Here is a 15472-nt window from a genome sequence, read left to right on the forward strand (position 1 = left end):
AGTTCAGCGCACCAACGACCCCAGCAAACCGCCGAGAAACTTCTGCCCGGCAATCATCTGACTCACCTCGATGAACTCGTCCGGCTTGTGTGCCTGCTCGATGGAGCCAGGGCCGCAGACCACCACGGGTACGTTCAGGCGCTGAGCGAACAGGCCGCCTTCTGTGCCGTAGGACACTTTGACGCTGCCAGTGCCCGCAGGTGCAAACGCCTGCAGCATGCGCACGGCTTCGACGCTGGGATGAGTGTCCAGGCCGGGATATTCGTTCAGGGTTTCGATCTCGATGGCTGCTACGGCCGAAACCTTACGTGCTTCTCGAACGATTGCCTCCGCCTGTTCGCGCAACTGATCGAGAAACAGTTCCGGATCATCCGCATTGAGATTGCGCAGCTCGAAATCCAGCGTGCATAGATTCGGCACGATATTCAGCGCCTTGCCGCCATCGATCCTGCCGACGTGTACCGTGCTGTACGGAATGTCGTAGTCGGCATCCTGAGCGCCGTGTTGTTGCAGTTGTTTTTGGCTGAGACGCAGTGAAGCAATGAAATCGCTGGCCAGATGAATCGCATTGACCGCCAGCGGCGCGAGAGAGGAGTGCGCTTCCTGACCACGACAGAACGTCCGGAACGAGCTTTTACCTTTGTGGCCCAGCGCGAACTGCATGTTGGTGGGTTCACCGACGATGCACAGAAAAGGGCGCTGCGGCGCGAGGTGCAGCACGTCGAGCAGACGTCGCACACCGACGCAGCCGATCTCTTCGTCGTGCGACAACGCCAGTTGCAGCGGACGGGTCAGATTCAGGTCGGCTGCATCCAGCATGCTATCGATAGCCAATGCGATGAAGCCTTTCATGTCGCAACTGCCGCGACCGTAAATCCGCCCATCCATCTCGGTAGCCTTGAACGGTGGCAGGGTCCATGCCTGCCCTGCGACCGGCACCACATCGGTGTGGCCTGAAAGCAAGATCCCTGGCTGATCGGTTGGTCCGGTGCTGGCGAACAGATTGGCCTTGTGCCCGGTTTCATCCTTGACGATCAGCGCCTCGATGCCCTTGGTCGCCAGCAAATCCCGAACGTATTCAATCAGTCCCATGTTCGATTCAGAAGACACCGTATCGAATGCCAGCAGGCGGCTGAGTATCTCTCGTACACGCGGCTTCATGAGGCTTTGCTCTGCTGAGTATTGGCACTGGCGAAGCGGCGGATGTCGAAGGGCGCAATCGAGGTACTGGTGCTGCCGGTGCTGAGCAGTTCGGCCATCACATCACCCACGCCGGGACCCAGCTGAAAGCCATGGCCGCAGAAGCCGAAGGCGTAAAACAAACCGTCGACAGTGCCGCTACGGCCTATGACTGGTAATGAATCCGGCAGATAGCCTTCGATGCCGCTCCACACCCGAATGATGTTGAGGTTGGCGACGCCCGGCAGTAAACGCCGCATCTGCTGCAATTGATTGATGGTGCTGCGGAGCTCTACTGCGACCCGTTTGTTGACCATGTCCGGTTTGCTGCGAAAGCCGCCGCCAATGATGATGTTGCCACGGGGGATCTGCCGGAAATAAATGACCTCTTCGGCGATTTTGGTATAGACGCCGATGACGGTCGGCAGCGCGTAGGGCACCGGTTCGGTGACGGCCATTTGCGGGCCGAAGGTGTCCAGCGGCACCGGCTCACCGAACTGCGCTGAAAGCTTTTGCCCCCAGGCTCCAGCGGTAATCAGCAATTGGTCGGCGCTGAACACGCGGCCGTCACTGGTCGTGACTTCAAACTGATTACCGACTTTCTGTACCTCGGTGACTTCAGTGCGTTCCTCAATCCGCGCACCGGCGCGGATCGCTGCGCGGGCAAAAGCGGGCGCAGCCAGACGCGGATTGGCGTGCCCGTCGTGAGGGGCGTAAGACCCCCCTTTGACCACCGGGCCGAGAAATGGAAAACGCTGATGCAGTTCTCGGCCACTGTAGATACGCAGATCCAGTTCGCGGGCCTCGGGTGCTGCGGCATAAGCCTCCAGCTCGGCGATTTCATCCTCGCGATAGCAGACGCGCATGTGGCCGCTCGGCAGAAACTCCAGATCCTCGCCAATCAGTTCCGGCAGCCTGCCCCACAAGGCGCGGGAGCGGTTAGCCAGTTCCAGTTGACCGAGGAAGCGACCCTGACGGCGCACGTTGCCGAAGTTAACGCCACTGGCGTACTGGCCGATCATGTCGCGCTCAAGAAGGGTCACTGACTGGCCGCGCTGGCGCAGAAAAAAAGCGGTGGCCGAACCCATGAATCCGCCGCCGACAATCAATACATCGGATTTTTGCTGTTTCATGACACGACCTCATCAGTGAGCATCGACAACGGCTTGATCGGTGCCTGACCGCGTTGACGACCGACCAGCTCCACGGAGACGCCCGCCTCGGCGGCGATCACTTCTGCCCCGGCCTGCGAACAATAGCGCCCCTGGCAACGGCCCATGCCGACCCGGCTGAAGGCTTTGGCGCGGTTGACTTCACAGGCACCTTTTTCCCGGACTACGCCACGTAGTTCGCCTGCGCTGATCATTTCGCAGCGGCAGATGATTGTTTCGTCTGGCAGCGATTTGGCTTGCGCCGACGGCCAGGGGAAGGCTTCGGCCAGTCCGACCCGGAAGCGGTCCATGACTGCCAACTGCCTTATTTGCGTTTGCATCACGCTGGCATCCACCGGCAACTTCAGATCTTGTAGAACGGCCAGCGCCGCGAGGCGACCGGCTTGCTCCGCGGCATCTGCGCCACGGATTTTCGCACCGTCGCCTGCGGCGTAAACACCACTGACTGAAGTACGTCCGACCTCATCGACATCCAGCAGCCACTGGCTGGAGACCTCGTCAAAACGCAGACGACAACCCGCCAGATCAGCAAGTTGAGTTTCCGGTCGCAGGTGATACCCCAGTGCCACGGCATCGCAATCGACCTGTTGTGTGTTGCCTTTGCCGTCTTTGAAATGCACGCCGCTGACGCCGGTTTGAGCGTCGCCTATTACCTGCAAAGGCTCGACACCCAGATGCACCGGCACCTTGGCGCTGCGCAGGCGAGCGAGTAGCTTCATGCCTTCGAGCAGCACACCGGGGCGCGCCAGCAGCTTGGGCGTAGCCATGATCCGCTTGCTCAGCGGCGAGGTGTCCAGCACGGCAGCCACTTCTGCCCCGGCTTTCACGTATTGGCTGGCGACCAGGTACAGCAAGGGACCGCTGCCCATGAACACGACTTTGTGACCGATGGAAACGGATTGCGCCTTGAGGGCTATCTGCGCACCGCCAAGGCTGTAAGTCCCTGCCAGTTGCCAGCCCTTGATGGGCATCAGCCGGTCTGTGGCACCGGTGCAGAGAATCAGCGCGTCGTAGTTCAGTACGGAGTGCTGCCCCTGATGGACGCAGCACAACTGGCCTTCACTCAGGTTCCAGACCAGTGTGTCGGGGCGGTAATCGATGTGCTCGCGCAGGCGGTCAAAGGTCTGGTGCAGATCCCGGGCCTTGTCGGCTTCGGTGCCATACAGCGCCGCGTAATCGCGTTTGAAACCTTCGGGCTGACGGCGATAGATTTGCCCGCCGTCGCGACGGTTTTCATCGATCAGAATCGGTTTGATCCCCGCCGCAATCAACGTCTGAGCACAGCGCGTACCGGCTGGCCCGGCGCCTACAATCACTACCCGTGGAGTGGCCATGTCGCCTCCGGTTGTGTGGTGACGATATCCAGCCCTTCACGGGCTTCACTGGAGCAGGCGCGCAAACGCTCGCCGGAGCGGGTCCAGACCCAGCAGTCCTGGCAGGCGCCCATCAGGCAGAAACCGGCACGTCGGCCGGGATCGAATTCTGACTGGCGCAGCGATACGCCTTGAGTCAGCAGTGCGACCATCAAAGTGTCGCCCTGCAGCGCTTCAATCGGTGCGCCGTCCACCACCAGGCTCACCGTGGCCCGGTCGCGCTCGCCCAGCCTTACAAAACGCCCTTTCATGCGTAGGCTCCCACGGTTATGTCTTCCAGATCCTGTTGGTTTTTGCGCAGCGCGTTGCTGTCCAGATGGCAGAGTACTTCACTGCCTCCGGCTATTTCACGACGGCCAGGCGCGGTGCGATTGCACAAGCCTTCGACGCGTTGCGGGCAGCGATTCAAAAAGGTACACAGCTGCGGCATGTTGATCGGCGGGCTGATCGGCGGCAGCGTGCCGCACGTGGTCGTGCCACAGGTTTCCAGCCAGCCCTGACGCAGCTCAGGGACCGAATGCACCAGCAAGTCGGTGTAGGGGTGAAACGGCGTATGGCCGAAGGACTCACGGCTGCCTTCTTCCACCTTGTGGCCGCTGTACATCACCACAATGTCGTCGCACAGCGCACGCACGGTGGAAATGTCGTGGCTGATGAACAGGTACGACACACCCAGCTCCCGGCGCAAATCGCCGAGCAGTTCGAGAATCGCTGCGCCGACCACTGTATCCAGCGCTGAAGTCACTTCATCGCAGAGGATCAGGTCCGGTTTTGCAGCCAGTGCGCGGGCCAGATTGACCCGCTGTTTTTGCCCACCGGACAGTTCGCTGGGGCGCCGCTCCGCTATGTCGCGGGGCAGGCGCACCAGATCGAGTAATTCGTCGATGCGCTGACGCAAGGCGGCCCCTTTGAGGTTGAAGTACATCTTTAACGGACGGCTGAGAATGGTGCTGATGCTGTGCATCGGGTTCAGCGCGGTGTCGGCATTCTGGAACACCATTTGAATGCGTCGGAATTGATCGTCAGTACGCCCAGCCAGGTCGCCGGACAGCGGCTGCCCGTCGAATTTCAAACTGCCGCGCGCCGGATCAAGCAGCCCCGCCACGACCCGGGCCAGAGTGGACTTGCCCGAGCCCGACTCGCCAATCACGCCAATCGCCTGACCTCGATTAATAGTCAGGTCTATGTCTTCAAGCACGCGAATCATCGGCATGCCTTGCATGTCTTTATTGCCATAACCGGCTGACATTTCAGTGATGGTCAGCAACGGCACATTCTGCGCGACCTCACTGGCCGGACGGAGTGTCGCGTCGGGGCGGGCAGCGGCCAGCAGGCTGCGGGTGTAGGGATGCTCCGGATCTTTAAGCAACGCTGCGGTATTACTCTGCTCGACGATCTGGCCGCCCTTGAGCACCACAATCTGATCGGCCATTTGCGCCACGACTGCCAGGTCATGCGAGACGTAGACAGCTGTAGCGCCACGTTCCCGCACGACGCGCTTGAACGCCCGCAGCACATCGATTTGCGTCGTAACGTCCAGCGCCGTCGTGGGCTCATCAAGGATCACCAATACCGGGTCGCTGATCAGCGCCATCGCCGCCATGACCCGTTGCAACTGGCCACCGGAAACCTGGTGCGGGAAGCGCTGGCCGATGTGTTCCGGGTTGGGCAATGACAGGTCACGAAACAGCTCGACGGCCTTGGCTTCAAGCTCTGCGCGCTTGCCGAGCCCATGAATCAGCGCGCCTTCGATGACTTGATCGATGAGCCGTTTTGCAGGGTTGAACGCTGCGGCTGCGCTTTGTGCGATGTACGACACCCGGTTCCCGCGCAACCCTTGCAGGACGCCTTCCGGCAAATCGAGCATGTCGTGCTCGCCGATCTGCACCGAGCCACCGGCCAGACGGCAGCCGCGTCGGGCATAACCGAGCAAGGCCAGGGCAATTGTGGTTTTGCCTGACCCGGACTCACCGATCAGCGCCAGCACTTCCCCTTTCTCCAGGGCAAAGCTCACGCCTTTGACGATTTCGATGTCACCGCTGTCTGCGCTGGCGACGACTCGCAGGTCCTGGACCTTGATCAATTGGCTCATCTCAGTGTCCTCCTGAACGTCGGCTACGCCGTGATGAAAGCCTGTCGATGAATAGGTTTACGCCGATAGTCAGTGTGCCGATAGCCAACGCCGGAATCACGATGGCGGGCGCGCCCTGATTCAGCCCGCCGATGTTCTCACGCACCAGTGAGCCGAGGTCGGCGTCGGGTGGCTGGACGCCGAGACCGAGGAAGCTCATGCCGCTGAGCAGCAGCACGATGAAGCCGAAGCGGAGGCCCAGATCGGTCAGAACCGGGTTGAGCATGTTGGGCAGGATTTCCACGCAGGCGATGTACAAGCGGCGTTCGCCCCGGGTACGTGCCACCTGCACGTATTCCAGTGCTTCGATGTTGACCGCCAGGCTGCGGGCGATACGAAATGCGCCGGGGGAAAAACTCAGCACCGCAGTGGTGATCAGCAGCGTCACCGACGAGCCAAACGCGGAGACCATGATCAGCGCCAGCATCTTGCTAGGGATCGAGATAAATGCATCCATCAAGCGGCTGATGACTTCATCCAGCCATTTCGGCACCACGACTGCGAGCAAAGCAAGACTGGTCCCCAGACCGCTCGCCAGCACGGCTGAAATCAGCGCCAGCCCGACGGTAAAGCGCGATCCGGCCAGCACCCGGCTGAGCATGTCACGGCCCAGATAATCTGTGCCGAAAGGGTAAGCGCCGCTCATGCTGTCAAAGACATTGTTGGACACGACTTCACCGACCGGATGGGGCGCGAGCCATGGCCCGAACAGCGCCACCAACAACCAGAAGATGCACACGAATGCGCCTGCCAGCCCCAGCCAGGACGTGCTGTGCGCGACCTTGCCCAATGACAGGTCGGGAGAGGATGGCGTCGATTTTACAATGAGGTTATTCATTGGGTTCTCAGCCTCGGGTTGGAGAGGATGGCGCACAGGTCGGCAATCAGTACCAGCCCCAGATACGCGGAGCAGAAGAGCATGGTGCAGGCTTGCACCAGCGCCATGTCGCGGTTGGTTACGGCGTCGACCATCAGGCTGGCGACACCCGGATAGTTGAAGATGGTCTCGACGATGACGACACCGCCGAGCAGGTAAGAAAGGCTCAGCGCGATGGCATTGGCGATCGGGCCGATAGCGTTGGGCAGCGCATGGCGCAACACGATGCGTACGGGGCTGACGCCTTTGAGGCGGGCCATTTCCACATAAGGGCTGTCCAGTTGATCAATGACTGCCGCGCGAGTCATGCGGGCCATTTGCGCGACGATGACGCAGCAAAGCGTCATCACCGGCAGCGCATAGGTACGGATGAATTCCAGAGGGGAGTGGGTATCGCTGGCATAGGACAACGCCGACAGCCAGCCCAGATTGACCGCGAAAATCAGCACCGCAAGGGTTGCCACCAGAAACTCCGGAACGGCAACCAGCGCCAGCGTGATGAAACTCAGCGCACTGTCCAGGCGGCCGCCACGGCCCATGGCCGAACCAATGCCCAGCACCAGCGCGACCGGCACGGAAACCAGTGCGGTCGCTCCGGCCAGCATCAGGGTATTGGGGAAGCGCCCGCCGACCAGTTCGGCAACCGACATGGCGTTGGAAGCTGACTCGCCAAAATTGCCACTGAGCAGGTTCATCAACCAGCTCAGGTAGCGCACCACACCCGGTTGATCCAGGCCCATTTTTATCCGCAATGCCGCGACCTGTTCAGGCGTCGCGAATTGCCCGAGGGCAGCTTGAGCCGCGTCGCCGGGTAGCACCGCCGTAATGGCGAAGACCACCATGGAAACGATCAGCAGAGTCAGGATCGCAGCGCCGAAGCGCTTGCCGATCAACCAGAGTGTGTTGCTATTCATGGCATTGCTCCGGCAAAGGAAAAACCAGCTGCTATCAAGCGTCCAGCCAGATTTGCTCGCTGAACATGTAGCCCATGAAGCCGCCGAGCGGATTACTGCCATAGCCTTTGATGCGCTTGTCGACTCCGTCAATGTTACTGATGAAAACCGGAATACCGATCCCGCAGTGATCGTGAACAAGAGTCTGCATGTCGCCATACATCTTGGCGCGTTTGGCTTCGTCGGTTTCGCCGCGTGCCAGCATCAGCAACTGGTCGAACTGCTCGTTCTTCCAGGCGGATTCGTTCCACGGTGCAGCAGACTGGAAGAACTGCGAAAAAATGACGTCGGCGTTAGGGCGCGGGTTGATGTTGCCGAAACTCAGCGGGTGCTTCATCCAGTGGTTGGACCAGTAGCCGTCACTGGGCAGACGGTTGACGTTGAGCGTCAGGCCGGCTTCTTTGGCGGACTGTTGCAGCAGCACTGCAATGTCCACTGAACCGGTGGCCGCAGGTGAGGCGGCCACGGCCATCGTAATTTTTTCCATGCCGGCTTTTTTCAGGTGGAAGCGGGCTTTTTCCGGGTCGTATACGCGCTGCGGCAAATCAGCGTTGAAGTAGCGTGAGCCTGGAGAAATCGGCGTGTCATTACCGACGCGGGCGTAGCCACGGAACACTGCCGATTTCACTTGTTCGCGATCCAGCAGGTACTTCATGGCCAGGGTGAAGTCCGGGCTTTGCCCCGGCATCTGGTCCTGACGGATGATCAGGTCGGTGTAGTTACCTGACGGTGCATCGAACACGCTGTGCTTGGCGCTGGCGGTAATGCGCGCGGTGGAGCGCGGGTTGACCTCGTTGATCAGGTGCACGTCGCCAGACAGCAGCGCGTTGACCCGTGAAGGCTCGTCGCCAATAGCGATGAATTCGATTTCGTCCAGATACGGCAGGCCCGGCTTCCAGTAGTTCGGGTTGCGCACGCTGATCGAGCGCACGCCCGGTTTGAACTCTTTGACCTTGAATGGCCCGGTGCCGATGCCTTGATTGAAATCAGTGGTGCCTTCCGGAACGATCAACAGGTGCGATACCGCCAGAATCGATGGCAGCTCGGCGTTGGCGGCGCTGAGGCGAATTTGCACCTCGTTCGCGCCGGTGGCTTTGACTTCGCTGACCTGAGCCATCAACGGCATGACTTTTGAGCCGGTCAATGGGTCCTTGTGGCGGTTCAACGAGAACACCACATCGGCAGGCGTCAGGGCTTTGCCGTTGTGGAACGTCACGTCCTTGCGCAACGTCACGGTCCACAAGGTGGCGTCGTCGCTTTCGATGCGCTCGGCCAGCTCCATCTGCGGTACCAGATGGGAGTCGAAGCGGGTCAGGCCGTTATAGAACATGAAGTGCCGAACATAGTCGGTGGACAGTGCGCCCTTGGCCGGGTCGAGGGTGTCGGCGGTAGAACTGGACATACCAGCGACGCGAATTCGCCCGCCGGGTTTGCCCTTGGCAGGCGTTGCCGTTTCGTCGGCAAAGACTTTGCCCGCTGCGCCAAACAGACTGGTCGCACCGCTGGCGACGACACCCGCAACGCCCAGCATTCGTAACGCGTCACGGCGTGAAAGACCGCGATTGAGCCCTTCGAATACCCGCAGGCTTTCCTGGCCCGAGATCAATCGCGAATCGTCTTTGTTGTCAGCCATATCAGTTCTACCTGTCGATTAAGGGAATGCATGAGTTGCTCACGGTTGACCGGAGCGTCCTTGAAACGCACACAACGACGGTGAAGCAAGAATCTAGTGCCGGGCATCCTGAAAGCGGTACCACGCGCCCACCAGTGGCAGGAACCATGGCGTGCCGAAGTGCCCGGGTACGGCTGGCCAGTCAAGCTCGCGCCACGGGTTGGCTTGGGGGTTGCCGTCCATGACGTCGGCCATGACCTGGCCCATGTGAACAGACATCTGTACGCCATGGCCGCTGTAGCCCATGGAGTAGAAAACGCCTTCGTGTTCACCCGCACGCGGCAGGCGGTCGGAAGTCATGTCCACCAGTCCGCCCCAGCAGTAATCCACTTTGACGCTGGCCAGTTGCGGGAACATCTGCACCATGGCAGCCCGCAGCACCTTGCCGCTTTTGGCGTCAGAGGTTGCGTTGGACATGGCGAAACGCGCCCGGCCGCCGAACAGCAAGCGGTTATCCGGTGTCAGGCGGAAATAATTGCCGATCATTCGGCTGGTCACGTAGGCGCGCTGTTGTGGCAGTAATTGATCGATCAAGATCTGGGGCAGCACCTCGGTCGCAATCACGAAACTGCCCACCGGTACGATGCGCCGCCGATACCAGCCTGGACCGCCATGCTGGCAAGCACCGGTTGCCAGCAGGATCTGTTTGGCCTGAATAGATCCTTTGGCCGTATTCAGCAGATAACCTGAAGCGTTGGCCTGCCAGTTCTTGACGGCGGCGTTCTGGAAAACCTGTGCCCCGTGGCGCACTGCAGCGTCGGCCAGCCCGACGCCAAAACGCCCGACATGCATCTGCACGCCATTGCGCTGCAGCAGGCCGCCGTGGAATTCGGCAGAGTCCACTTCGGCACGTGTCTCTTCTGCGGACAGCAGCTCAACGTCCGCGTCCACTTCCCGACGAATCAGCTCGCAGGTGCGGGCCATGCCTTCGAAATGCATAGGTTTGGCGGCCAGCTTCAGCTTGCCGTTACGGGTCATGTCACACGCAATCTGTTCCTGCTCGACCAACGTGACGACAGTCTTTACGGCGCTTTCATAAGCCAGGTAATACTCGCGGGCCTGATCGGCACCCAGGCTGGCGGTCAGCGCCGAATAGTCCTGAGCCACGCCGGTATTGCACTGACCACCGTTGCGGCCGGATGCTTCACCGATGATCCGGTCAGCCTCCAGCACCACCACGCTTGCGCCTTTCATCGCCAGGGCGCGTGCTGCCGAAAGACCGGTAAAGCCGCCCCCGACAATCGCGACATCCACCTGGCCTTCCACCGCGCCGGTCTGTGCCCCGTTAAAAACCGGTGCGGTATCAAGCCAGTAGGATTCACTTCGCATGTCGCTGTCCTTACCTGTGGCGTTGGGTGACCAGTGCTTTGCTGCTTACAGACCGACCAGCGCAGGCAGGCCGCCGATGTCTTTGATGGTGTGGTAGCCATAAGACTCGTTGGCAGATACGTCGTGGCCACGGGCAACGAACGCGCGGTTCTTGATCTTCATGTCGTGGGCCGGGAACAGGTCGTAACGGAAGCTCGAAGAAACGTGCAGCACGTCCTGCGGGCCGCAACCGAGGTTGTCGAGCATGAACTCGAACGCACGAAGGCGTGGCTTGTAGGCTTGAGCCTGTTCTGCGGTGAAGACTTTATGGAACGGTGCGCCGAGCATGTTGACGTTGGACATGATCTGGCTGTCGCTGGCGTTGGAGAAAATCACCAGCGGAATCTTGTCGGCGATTTTTGCCAGGCCTGCTGGCACATCGGCGTGCGGACCCCAGGTTGGAACCGCGTCGTAGTAAAGCTGGCCTTCCTGGCGGTATTCGATACCCCAACGTTTACAGGTACGCTCCAGCGCAGTCTTGATGATTTCGTCGTAAGGCACCCAGTCGCCCATGACTTGATCCAGGCGATAGGCGGAGAAATCCTTGACGAACTCTTCCATGCGTTCAGTGGGAACACGGTCCGCGAAGAGTTCGCGGGTCATGGCGCCCATGTGGAAGTTGGTCAACGTACCGTAGCAATCGAACGTAATGAATTTGGGGCGTAGAAAGCTCATTGAGTGCGGTCCTGAAGTTCGTTAAGTCGAGGCGGGGTATGCCTGTGCTTCTGGTTTGAAGCGGATGATGCAACGCTGCACCACACCTTCATTACAACACCGTGAAATCAGCAGATGACGTTAAAAGTGCGGGCTGCTTGATAGAAAACGCCGTTTTAGGGGGCGCCCTCAGCACACTTTGCGGAGCGCTCCAGCCTTGGGCGGGCCTCGTGTTTATGTGCCTTTATGAGCGTTTATGGTGCTGAACCCGAACAGATGTGGGGCTGGCGCAGCACAAACTGCGTTGGATCGGACAAAAAAAACGGGAGCCGCCAGAAAGCTGCTCCCGTTGTTTTGTAGTTATCTGTGGGAGCTGGGCTTGCCCGCGATAAGGCTGGACGCGATTTACTTCAGATCGCGGTCTCCTCATCGCGGGCAAGCCCAGCTCCCACAGAAATAGCATTCCAACTCAAGGGTGGTGAGTTGTTCGCTCTTACTGCGCGATATCGATCAACACACTTTTAAAACGCAGATTGGCTTCGAATGCTTCGCGCCCCAGATCCTTGCCGATGCCGGAGCGTTTATAGCCACCGGTCGGCAGGATGTAGTCGTTGCTACGGCCATAGCGGTTGACCCAGACGGTGCCGACTTCCAGCTTGCGAATCAGCCGCAGCGCCCGATTCAGGTCAGCAGTGTGTACGCCCGCGCACAAACCATAGGTGTCGTGTTCGGCCAGTTTCAGGGCCTCTTCCTCGGTGTCGAATGCCTGAATGGTCAGCACCGGACCAAATATCTCCTCGCAGACTGCCGGGCTTTGGCTGTCCACTGCGGTCAGCAATGTCGGCTGGTAATAAGCACCGCCCATGCCTTCGAACAGGCCGCCACCGGCCAGCACTTCGGCTCCGGCCTGGCGCGCACGCTGGACGATGTTGTCGATGCGGCTGGCCTGTAAATGGGAAATGATAGGAGGCAGCGTGGCGTCCGGTGACCAGGTCGGGCCAGGGCGCAAAGAAGCGAAGTAGCCCTGAAGATGCTCGATGAACGGAGCCATTATCGAGCGTTCGATCAACAGCCGTGAACCCGAAACACACACCTGTCCGGCATTACCGGTAATGGCCAAAGCAACCGTGCGTGCTGTTTTGGCCAGATCAGGCACGTCCGCGAATACCAGTTGCGGGCTTTTACCGCCCAGCTCCAGCGTGACCGGTTTAGGGCCAATCAGTGCGCAGGTGGACATGATGCTGGAGCCCGTCGCTGTCGAGCCTGTGAACGTCACTTTGGATATACGCGGATGACGACACAGCGCGTCGCCTGTGGTGCGCCCATCCCCCTGGATCACATTGAACATCCCGGCCGGAAGACCCGCCTGTATAGCCAGTTCCGCAAAACGCAGGCTGGAAAACGGCGTCAGTTCCGATGGCTTGAGCACCACCGCGTTGCCCGCAGCGAGCGCCGGTGCGACTTTCCAGTGGCCCATGCTCAAAGGGAAATTCCACGGCGCGATCGCCGCGATAACGCCATAAGGTTCGGCGATCTGCATGCCCAGCCGATCGCTTTGAGTCGCAGCCACTTCACCACCGTGCTTGTCTGCCAGCTCGGCAAAAAAACGGATCCCTTCGGCGACGTAAGGAATGTCCCACGCCAGCACATCTTTATGTGGGCGCGTCGAACCTACCGCTTCCAGTGGCCCCAGGATCGCGCCGTCGGCTTCAATCAAATCTGCCCAGCGCCGCATGACGCGGGCCCGCTCGCGAGGTGGGCGGCTGGCCCAGTCACTCTGTTTGAACGCTTGCCAGGCATTGCTGACCGCTTCGTCCACCATGTTCGCGTCGGCAACCGGCAGGCCAGCGTAAACCTGCCCGTCGGAGGGGCGCGATACGTCCATGCCTGACTGGGCATCGCGATAACGACCACCGATGAAGTGCGCGCTGCGAACAGCAATTTGACGAGGATCGAAGCTATCCATGAAGGACTCCAGCGGATAAAAAAGCCAGCCCCCATGCTAGGAAAAAAGACCAAGCATTTGCTGCCGACCTTCATGGGGTTTTAAGCAGTTACTGTGGTAAACGGCGGCCTGCCTCATGCAATCTGCCGAATCGTTCCGAGCCTCTTGCCATGAGCTGCAAACAGATGGGATACAGGCGTTATTGCCCTTGCGCGCCCCTTTGACCGGAGAGCTTTTTCATGGCCGATTCGCAACGTTCTTCATACTCGTATCGCCCGATGACTGCAGACGATGTCGACGCTGCACATCAACTTTCAGTGCAGTTGAAGTGGCCGCATCGCCGCGAAGACTGGGCGATGCTGCAGCGCGTCAGTCAGGGCTTCGTTGCTGAAGATAAAGGCCGCGTGATCGGCAGCGCATTCACCTGTCATCAAGGTGATTTCTCAACCATTGGGCTGGTGATCGTCAGTAACGAATACCAGGGCAAAGGCATTGGCCGACAGTTGATGAACCTGGCGATTGATGGCGCCACTCCTCGCACCGCCGTTCTCAACGCGACCCTGGCCGGAGCGCCGCTTTACGCGAGTATGGGGTTCGTTGATTTCGGCAGTGTCGAACAACGCCAGGGCCAGGCTCCAGCCGAAGCACCGTCAGCACCTTCGCTGGCGTTCAGCGAAAGCTGCCGCTCAGTGGGCGAAGCGGATTACCCGCGCCTGTTCGAGTTGGCCAACGCGGGCAGCGGGCTTAATCGCACTTCGGTGCTCAAGGACCTGCTGCCGAGTGTCGAGCATTCGGCAGCCATTGAGCGCAATGGGCAACTCCAGGCGTTCGCCCTGTTGCGTCCGTTTGGTCGTGGGCTGTGCATCGGCCCGGTGATCGCTCAAAACGTTGAGCAGGCTAAATACCTGATCAGCCAGTTGCTGTCGCGAGTGCCGTATTCGTTCGTGCGTATCGATATTCCGACTGATAGCGGCCTGGCGGGCTGGCTGGACCAGGCCGGTTTGAAAGCCGTCGACAGCGTTACCCAAATGGCCAAAGGCAAGGCTCCGCAGGCCAGTGCGGGCGTCACACAGTTTGCCTTGGTCACCCAGGCTATTGGTTAATCCGGAGATTCCTGAATGTCACAGCTAAAAGCTTTGCTGTTGGTCCGCGCTGACGGCAGTCAAATTGATACACCGTTGAAACAGGGCGCTTTGAGCGCCAGCGATCCGTTCAGTGATGTACGTGAGGTTGCTTATGCGGGTCCCGATGGAGTGAGTGCAGGTGTAGTCAGCGCAGGAGGGGGGTGGCGCTCCGAAGCCTATCCGTTCACGGAAATGCTGGTGGTTCACAAGGGGCGCGTCAGCCTGCGTGTTGACGGTGAAACCCTCGAAGCCAGCCCCGGCGAAAGCGTCGTCGTCGAGCAGGGGGTCGCCTGTCAGATCGATGCCGTAGATGGCAGCCTTTGGGCTTTTTGCGCGGTTAGTGGCCCCGCGCCGTCGACGCAACCGGCATTGACCTGGATCGACAAGCGAGTTGCGCTTACACCGTCGGCTGCCCCCGAGGCCAGCATTCTGATTGGCCCGGCACCGCAGTGTCGCTCACACAACGCCTATGAAGCCCCGAACAGCTCCCTGCGTATCGGCGTCTGGGATTCGACACCTTATGCCCGTGGTGGTCGGCCGCACAAAGTGCATGAGTTGATGCACCTGATCGAAGGCCAGGTGACGCTCACCGGCGCAGACGGCGATGCGCTGATCGTGAAAACCGGCGACACCGTATTCGTTCCGCAAGGCGCGAGCTGTGCGTGGGAAAGCACGGTGTATGTGCGCAAGTACTACGTGGTGGTTTGATTCTTCGCTCTGAACGCGAGCATCTGTGGGAGCTGAGCTTGCTCGCGATGAACGATGACGCGGTATAGCCATGAAACCGAGTCGCCAATATCGCGGGCAAGCCCGGCTCCCACAGGGATTTGCGATCCGCCTGAGACGGTTGTCTGCGGGGGATTCTATGTTGGACTGCAAGGGTTGATTCCGGTGGGAGCGAATTCATTCGCGAATGCGTCCTGTCAGGCGACAGAAGTGTTGAATCTGCCGGCCCTTTCCCGAATAAATTCGGTCCCACAGGTTCTGCATAAGCTTTGAGAGGCTACCCACCTGTGGGAGCTGA

Annotated in this window: 13 protein-coding genes; 2 read left to right on the top strand and 11 right to left on the bottom strand. The window is 59.9% G+C overall.

Annotated features, from left to right (window positions below; genetic code table 11):
• Window positions 1-3: 3 nt before the first annotated feature.
• From argE to AUC61_RS15420, 11 genes are all read right to left on the bottom strand, one after another.
• Window positions 4-1161, bottom strand: a complete 1158-nt coding sequence (argE, locus tag AUC61_RS15370) for an acetylornithine deacetylase (RefSeq protein ID WP_243247113.1) — start codon at window positions 1159-1161, stop codon at window positions 4-6.
• Entirely contained in the window at window positions 1158-2312 is a 1155-nt protein-coding gene (locus AUC61_RS15375) for an NAD(P)/FAD-dependent oxidoreductase (protein ID WP_243247114.1), read from the bottom strand. The genes argE and AUC61_RS15375 overlap by 4 nt, the downstream gene beginning before the upstream one ends.
• On the bottom strand, window positions 2309-3685 hold the full coding sequence (locus AUC61_RS15380) for an FAD/NAD(P)-dependent oxidoreductase (RefSeq protein ID WP_243247115.1): 1377 nt from the start codon (window positions 3683-3685) through the stop codon (window positions 2309-2311). The genes AUC61_RS15375 and AUC61_RS15380 overlap by 4 nt, the downstream gene beginning before the upstream one ends.
• On the bottom strand, window positions 3667-3975 hold the full coding sequence (locus AUC61_RS15385; RefSeq protein WP_122666842.1) for a (2Fe-2S)-binding protein: 309 nt from the start codon (window positions 3973-3975) through the stop codon (window positions 3667-3669). The genes AUC61_RS15380 and AUC61_RS15385 overlap by 19 nt, the downstream gene beginning before the upstream one ends.
• On the bottom strand, window positions 3972-5816 hold the full coding sequence (locus tag AUC61_RS15390) for an ABC transporter ATP-binding protein (RefSeq protein ID WP_243247116.1): 1845 nt from the start codon (window positions 5814-5816) through the stop codon (window positions 3972-3974). The genes AUC61_RS15385 and AUC61_RS15390 overlap by 4 nt, the downstream gene beginning before the upstream one ends.
• A gap of 1 nt (window position 5817) precedes the next feature.
• Entirely contained in the window at window positions 5818-6693 is an 876-nt protein-coding gene (locus AUC61_RS15395; protein ID WP_122666840.1) for an ABC transporter permease, read from the bottom strand.
• On the bottom strand, window positions 6690-7646 hold the full coding sequence (locus AUC61_RS15400; RefSeq protein ID WP_122666839.1) for an ABC transporter permease: 957 nt from the start codon (window positions 7644-7646) through the stop codon (window positions 6690-6692). Before AUC61_RS15400 ends, AUC61_RS15395 begins: the two co-directional genes overlap by 4 nt.
• Before the next feature lie 34 nt (window positions 7647-7680).
• Window positions 7681-9318: an ABC transporter substrate-binding protein gene (locus AUC61_RS15405; protein WP_243247117.1), complete on the bottom strand. Its 1638-nt coding sequence runs from the start codon at window positions 9316-9318 to the stop codon at window positions 7681-7683.
• 93 nt (window positions 9319-9411) lie between these two features.
• On the bottom strand, window positions 9412-10686 hold the full coding sequence (locus AUC61_RS15410) for an NAD(P)/FAD-dependent oxidoreductase (RefSeq protein WP_243247118.1): 1275 nt from the start codon (window positions 10684-10686) through the stop codon (window positions 9412-9414).
• A gap of 45 nt (window positions 10687-10731) precedes the next feature.
• Window positions 10732-11400 (bottom strand): haloacid dehalogenase type II, encoded by a 669-nt coding sequence (locus AUC61_RS15415; RefSeq protein ID WP_243247119.1) that lies wholly within the window; start codon window positions 11398-11400, stop codon window positions 10732-10734.
• Between the two features lie 472 nt (window positions 11401-11872).
• The gene (locus AUC61_RS15420) at window positions 11873-13345 is read right to left on the bottom strand and encodes an aldehyde dehydrogenase family protein (RefSeq protein WP_243247120.1); all 1473 of its coding nucleotides are present in this window, start codon (window positions 13343-13345) and stop codon (window positions 11873-11875) included.
• 218 nt (window positions 13346-13563) lie between these two features.
• On the opposite strand from AUC61_RS15420, the gene AUC61_RS15425 reads away from it, so the two are divergent.
• Both AUC61_RS15425 and AUC61_RS15430 read left to right on the top strand, forming a co-directional pair.
• Window positions 13564-14427: a GNAT family N-acetyltransferase gene (locus AUC61_RS15425; RefSeq protein ID WP_243247121.1), complete on the top strand. Its 864-nt coding sequence runs from the start codon at window positions 13564-13566 to the stop codon at window positions 14425-14427.
• Between the two features lie 15 nt (window positions 14428-14442).
• On the top strand, window positions 14443-15156 hold the full coding sequence (locus tag AUC61_RS15430) for a cupin domain-containing protein (RefSeq protein ID WP_243247122.1): 714 nt from the start codon (window positions 14443-14445) through the stop codon (window positions 15154-15156).
• The last annotated feature ends 316 nt before the right edge of the window (window positions 15157-15472 follow it).

This window comes from Pseudomonas maioricensis (genome assembly GCF_022790535.1).
Taxonomy (GTDB): domain Bacteria; phylum Pseudomonadota; class Gammaproteobacteria; order Pseudomonadales; family Pseudomonadaceae; genus Aquipseudomonas; species Aquipseudomonas maioricensis.

Bases quoted from the DNA above. Each gene is read 5' to 3' on its own strand.
- AUC61_RS15385 (WP_122666842.1), bottom strand. From the start codon at position 3,975: ATGAAAGGGCGTTTTGTAAGGCTGGGCGAGCGCGACCGGGCCACGGTG.
- AUC61_RS15390 (WP_243247116.1), bottom strand. From the start codon at position 5,816: ATGAGCCAATTGATCAAGGTCCAGGACCTGCGAGTCGTCGCCAGCGCA.
- AUC61_RS15380 (WP_243247115.1), bottom strand. From the start codon at position 3,685: ATGGCCACTCCACGGGTAGTGATTGTAGGCGCCGGGCCAGCCGGTACG.
- AUC61_RS15430 (WP_243247122.1), top strand. From the start codon at position 14,443: ATGTCACAGCTAAAAGCTTTGCTGTTGGTCCGCGCTGACGGCAGTCAA.
- AUC61_RS15420 (WP_243247120.1), bottom strand. From the start codon at position 13,345: ATGGATAGCTTCGATCCTCGTCAAATTGCTGTTCGCAGCGCGCACTTC.
- AUC61_RS15405 (WP_243247117.1), bottom strand. From the start codon at position 9,318: ATGGCTGACAACAAAGACGATTCGCGATTGATCTCGGGCCAGGAAAGC.
- AUC61_RS15410 (WP_243247118.1), bottom strand. From the start codon at position 10,686: ATGCGAAGTGAATCCTACTGGCTTGATACCGCACCGGTTTTTAACGGG.
- AUC61_RS15395 (WP_122666840.1), bottom strand. From the start codon at position 6,693: ATGAATAACCTCATTGTAAAATCGACGCCATCCTCTCCCGACCTGTCA.
- AUC61_RS15425 (WP_243247121.1), top strand. From the start codon at position 13,564: ATGGCCGATTCGCAACGTTCTTCATACTCGTATCGCCCGATGACTGCA.
- AUC61_RS15415 (WP_243247119.1), bottom strand. From the start codon at position 11,400: ATGAGCTTTCTACGCCCCAAATTCATTACGTTCGATTGCTACGGTACG.
- AUC61_RS15375 (WP_243247114.1), bottom strand. From the start codon at position 2,312: ATGAAACAGCAAAAATCCGATGTATTGATTGTCGGCGGCGGATTCATG.
- AUC61_RS15400 (WP_122666839.1), bottom strand. From the start codon at position 7,646: ATGAATAGCAACACACTCTGGTTGATCGGCAAGCGCTTCGGCGCTGCG.
- argE (WP_243247113.1), bottom strand. From the start codon at position 1,161: ATGAAGCCGCGTGTACGAGAGATACTCAGCCGCCTGCTGGCATTCGAT.